Origin of the sequence: Nostoc favosum CHAB5714 (genome assembly GCF_020829495.1) — a bacterium.
In the GTDB taxonomy this organism is placed as follows: Bacteria; Cyanobacteriota; Cyanobacteriia; order Cyanobacteriales; family Nostocaceae; genus Nostoc; species Nostoc favosum.
On the sequence record NZ_JAIVFQ010000199.1, the window covers coordinates 1 to 4,675 of the forward strand.

General features: G+C 40.0%; 5 protein-coding genes. 1 reads left to right on the forward strand and 4 read right to left on the reverse strand.

The window, feature by feature from the left end; all coding sequences use genetic code 11:
- The 3 genes from LC586_RS39570 to LC586_RS39580 form a co-directional block, all read right to left on the reverse strand.
- Positions 1–612: ParM/StbA family protein (locus LC586_RS39570; RefSeq protein WP_498072195.1), on the reverse strand; the 612-nt coding region annotated here is incomplete at its 3' end.
- A 507-nt stretch (positions 613–1,119) separates the two neighbouring features.
- A complete protein-coding gene (locus LC586_RS39575) occupies positions 1,120–2,133 on the reverse strand; it encodes a ParB/RepB/Spo0J family partition protein (RefSeq protein WP_229491241.1) in 1,014 nt (337 codons plus the stop codon).
- On the reverse strand, positions 2,111–2,935 hold the full coding sequence (locus tag LC586_RS39580; RefSeq protein WP_094333529.1) for a ParA family protein: 825 nt from the start codon (positions 2,933–2,935) through the stop codon (positions 2,111–2,113). The genes LC586_RS39575 and LC586_RS39580 overlap by 23 nt, the downstream gene beginning before the upstream one ends.
- Positions 2,936–3,326: 391 nt before the next feature.
- On the opposite strand from LC586_RS39580, the gene LC586_RS39585 reads away from it, so the two are divergent.
- Positions 3,327–4,217 (forward strand): Rpn family recombination-promoting nuclease/putative transposase, encoded by an 891-nt coding sequence (locus tag LC586_RS39585; protein WP_229491242.1) that lies wholly within the window; start codon positions 3,327–3,329, stop codon positions 4,215–4,217.
- Positions 4,218–4,277: 60 nt separating this feature from the next.
- Here LC586_RS39585 and LC586_RS39590 read toward each other — a convergent pair whose 3' ends face one another.
- Positions 4,278–4,526, reverse strand: coding sequence for a hypothetical protein (locus tag LC586_RS39590; RefSeq protein WP_229491243.1), 249 nt, complete (start codon positions 4,524–4,526; stop codon positions 4,278–4,280).
- Positions 4,527–4,675 lie beyond the last annotated feature (149 nt).

Genomic DNA, 4,675 nt, shown 5'->3' on the forward strand with positions numbered 1-4,675 from the left:
ATGTTTCATTTTTTGGGAGATATCATCGATGAGAACTTCCACACCGATGGGGTAGGCGGTGTGAACTTCTCGCTGACCCCGGTTATAACGAGAATACAAAGTCGTACCATTGCCAAAGTCTAAAATGGTTAATTTTTTGGGTAGTGGATGCCCAAACAATGCACCCATTCCCTCTAGTACGACTTTAACTACTTCTACTTTGACTTCTGATTGCTTGCCAGCAAGTATTGGCTGATATTCTCCATTTAGTACTTTTTGTAGTTCTGATGCCAGACCAACATCATGTAAGCTGACAACTAATTTTAAGTGCCAAGCCTTACGGTGTGGTAGATGTGCCAATGCACCCAATAAAGTCAACAACGCATTATTGACTTTATTTTCATTATTGTCTGTGTTGCGGTCAAAATAATTTCCTGTACGGTAAGCTGACTCTCCAACTGTGTAAGCAGTGCCGTTAAAAACTACCCGTCCTGGAACATCTTCCATCTCGGCATTGGTTATATAGCTGGGCACACGAACTACTTCAAAGCCATCGACTAAAAGTTTTAGGCTTCCATAACCGTTATCAAAGCCAGCAGGAAAAATTTTTTGCAACGTGTGAATGTTTGACATAGGCTCCAACGTAATACACTTTAATTTGTGAAAATTATCTGTTCAAGTGATCTGCAAGAGCAAGAGAAAGAAGAATAAAATAACTTCACCCTTATTTTCCCAACTCAAGAGCTTATCATAACTCCTTGGGGGCTAAATGGGGTACAAAATGTCAGCCAGTCAAATATACCCCACTTAGCACCTATATGCACCCTATATAGGGGTCAAAATGTCCCACAAGTGCTGAACTATTGTTGGGGCATATATAACCCCCATATAGCCCCCAGTAGAAAATTTTGAAATCTTTTTTATCAACGCAGCAGAAATTAAATTAGATTGTTGTTGACTCTTTGATTTATACTTTACTGTCAATCTTTTGTTGAAAAGCAATTCAGTCTTGATCTCTAATTTCTTGCTGAATACGTAACGAGCGGGTCACTACTTGCTGACAGGTTCAGCTTTCTCAGTAGATTTCATGGACATCTTGATTTCAGTGGACTTGCCGAACTAGTAGTTTCCAATTTTCTGTTAATCCGCTAACAATGATTCTAGTTGTTCTAAAAGACTTGCAATCTTCTTAGCTTTTTTGGGATCTGACCACTGTGAAGACTTTAATATTTTCTGAGATATGTCTTGAAATTCTCTCTTCAAAGAAGGAGGTTCCTGATCCTTTGTCTCTTTGATCCAATCACGAATATCTGCTAAAGATAATTTCTCAGCAATCGCTTTTGTCAACAAACTAGCTCTCTTAGCTTTGTCTTTCAGTGTGGCGATCGCTCTAGCTTTAGTGTATTCTATTTGCCCAGAACGTAGTACTTCTATTACGTCAATTGGCATATTCAGTAGAGGTAGCCGACTGACGCGAAAGCTTTCTGGTGATAGCTTACCTACCGTCATAAAGACACTCTCTACAATCTCCCACTGCTTACGGAAAACATTTTCCGTGTTTTCATCTGACCACTCAACTTTCTTTTTATCTAAATGTGCTTTCCTGTTCAATAAAGCAATTACTTCTTTGACAGTACAATCCATTTGCCAGGAAAGTAAATTTAGTATTCCTTCTGTTTCCTCTATTGGATTTAAATCTTCTCGTTGTAAATTTTCCAATAAGGATAGCTTTAGAGCCGAAGCGTCATCAACGTTTAATATCAGAGCAGGAACTTCCATTAAGCCTGCATTTCGTGCTGCACGATAGCGACGCTCACCCGCAATCAATAAATACTTCCCGTCCCGCTCAGGACGCAACCACAATGGTGATTGCACTCCCACTTCTTTGATAGAAGCAGTTAACGTAGCAAGTTTATCTATATCGAAATAACGGCGTACTTGTTCAGTAGGGCAAACAATTTTATCAATTGGTACAGCGAATTTAGCAGTCGGATCGTCAATGCTCTCACTTCTTGGTAGTGCTTGTAATTGAGCATTTAGTGACTCTAGTTCAGCAATACGCTGTTGCGATTGAAGTAATTGTTCTTCAAATTCTGCTACTTGTGCATTAGCAGAGAAATAGTCATAACTCTTATTTTGTCCTTTGGTTGTCACCCTTATCCTCCTGCAATATAGCTGATAATTCTTGGCAGATAGGATGAAGATCCTTGATAGCTTTATGTGTTGAGCGATGCAAATGCAAAGGGATGCCTTTTCCAGAAGCATTACTGAATTCGCAAGAGTAGCGGACGTGCGGATAACATTTTATCTTCAAAGGCGAAAGCATTTCTGGTAACTGACCGAGCAAATCCCTTTGCGCTGCTTCGCCACTGTCATACTTAGTAGGTACAAATCCTAGTATCTGGGGCTGGGGATTTAAGCGCAACTTTTTACAAGCCCCTCGGTACCAAGACAGCAAAACATTTGCCCCTGTTAATGATTTGGGACTAAGTTCAACAAGAATTAACATATGCGTAGCTACTGCCAGTGCGACATCATTGAGATTACCCAATGTAGCAGGACAGTCCAGAATCACAAGTTGGTGTGGCAAAGGAAAATCTTCAAACCTGTCTGCCAAAACATATTCCCGGCGATTACGAACTGCCAAATCTGACCCAACTTGAATCATTACTGGCCCACCCAAGCATATTTGTAATTTACCCTTCGGCTTTCCCCATTCTGGCATCAGTAAAGGCCAGTTACCATCAAAATCCTCGCTGAATACTGCGGCGATTGTTTGCTCTAATGGTGGATCTTTGTCTAATCCACAAAACTGACTCATGGAAACGTTAGTATCTAAGTCGAGTAGCACAACGTCAAAGCCGCGCTTTGCCATTTCATAGCCAATATGAACAGCTAGTGTAGTTTTGGAAACTCCTCCGGCATTGGCTCCAATCCAGAGAACAACTTGTTTCATCTATTTGCAATTTCGTATGCTTGCGTTTTGTTATACTCTATCTTTCAAACGAAATCAAGTTCAACGCTCGTTATTCAGGCTCAAAAAGCAACTTGGAACTATACGGAAAACGTTTTCCGTCCCCAATAAATTTCATGTCGGGGTAAATATAGCGTAGCTGACACTAGGAGCAAGATAGGCGGAAAGCATTAGTGTATAAGCTTTTTAAGTATTATTTTTAGATAAATCATCCAAGTTATGTTTGCTTGTTGTTAGACAACCTGTAACAAAAGAATAAGGGCTTTCGTTTTATCATTGGCATACTACAAACCTCGGTTTTAGGTAAATTTGTACTATTTTGCCCCTGGTGTCAGCTACGCTATATCTGCCCCATGTTGGAGGAGTTGCTAGAATGATTGACCATGACAGGCTTTTCAAAGAACTAATATCTACATTTTTTGTTGAGTTTCTCGATTTATTCCTGCCTCAAGTAGCCAGCCAAATAGACCGCGATTCTATCCAGTTTTTACCCCAAGATGTATTTACTGATGTCACATCTGGCGAAAAGAAAGAAATTGATTTGCTGGCGCAGGTGCGTTATCAGCAACAAAAAACTTATTTTTTAATTCACGTTGAAAATCAGTCTTATACTGAGTCAGAATTTGCCAAGCGGATGTTTAAGTATTTTGCACGCTTGCATGAAAAATATGATTTACCAATTTATCCAGTTGTGATTTTCTCCTTCGACGAACCAAAACGTGCTGAATCTCAAAATTATCGTGTCACGTTTGGCGATTTAAAGGTACTGGAATTTCAGTTTGCAGCAATTCAATTAAATCGCCTAAGTTGGCGGGATTTTCTAACGCAATACAATCCAGTGGCAGCGGCGTTGATGGCGAAGATGAATATTGCGGTGTCAGAACGTCCGCAGGTGAAGGCGGAATGTTTGCGGTTACTGACAACTTTAAGGTTAGATCCAGCACGGATGCAATTAATTTCGGGGTTTGTTGATACTTATTTGCGGCTTGATGATACTGAGAAGCAGGTTTTTCAAGCGGTGATTAGTACAATGGGATTAGATGAACGGGAGGAAGTTATGCAGATTGTAACAAGTTGGCAACAAGAAGGTGTGGAAATCGAAAGAAGGGAAACAATTTCGACGCTTTTAAAAGTACGTTTTGGAAATTTAGATAGTGAGTTAGAGGCAATTATTCCTCAGTTAATGCAGTTATCTAGGGAAGAATATCTTGGCTTACTTTTACAGGCTGACCGTGAAGAATTATTATCGCGGTTTCAAAGGTAATCGTAATTTAATAAAAGCGGGTGTGCTATTTAGTACATTTACAGAATCTTTCTTGCTACTTCAGTTCAACTCAATATTATGACTGCTAATATGGTGTCCATTATGTGATGGCTCATGTTTCCTTTGAAGTAATCGTTCCCTCTCTAAAATCATAACTTCTAGCTCACTGGCACGTTCTTCTGAAAGTGGAAATATCTCCTCCCCCGTCTTTAGATTACCTCGACAAATCGTCCGCTTACCTTCATTTCGGACAATAAAATCACACTTGTGTTTGAGCGAAAAATAAGCTGATGTATTTATTAGATACATCAGCTTTTGACTTATCCCAAGATTTCAATCACAGCCGCTAGAATAGCTGGCGCTTTGTCTGAAACCGGAATGAATAACCGCTTGCGCCAGTTGATGATCTCGGTGAAACATCCAACAGCTAAGAGTCGCTCTGCCAGTGAGATAGCATT

Coding starts and splice junctions, on each gene's coding strand:
- LC586_RS39590 (WP_229491243.1), bottom strand. CDS start 4,526: ATGTATCTAATAAATACATCAGCTTATTTTTCGCTCAAACACAAGTGT.
- LC586_RS39580 (WP_094333529.1), bottom strand. CDS start 2,935: ATGAAACAAGTTGTTCTCTGGATTGGAGCCAATGCCGGAGGAGTTTCC.
- LC586_RS39585 (WP_229491242.1), top strand. CDS start 3,327: ATGATTGACCATGACAGGCTTTTCAAAGAACTAATATCTACATTTTTT.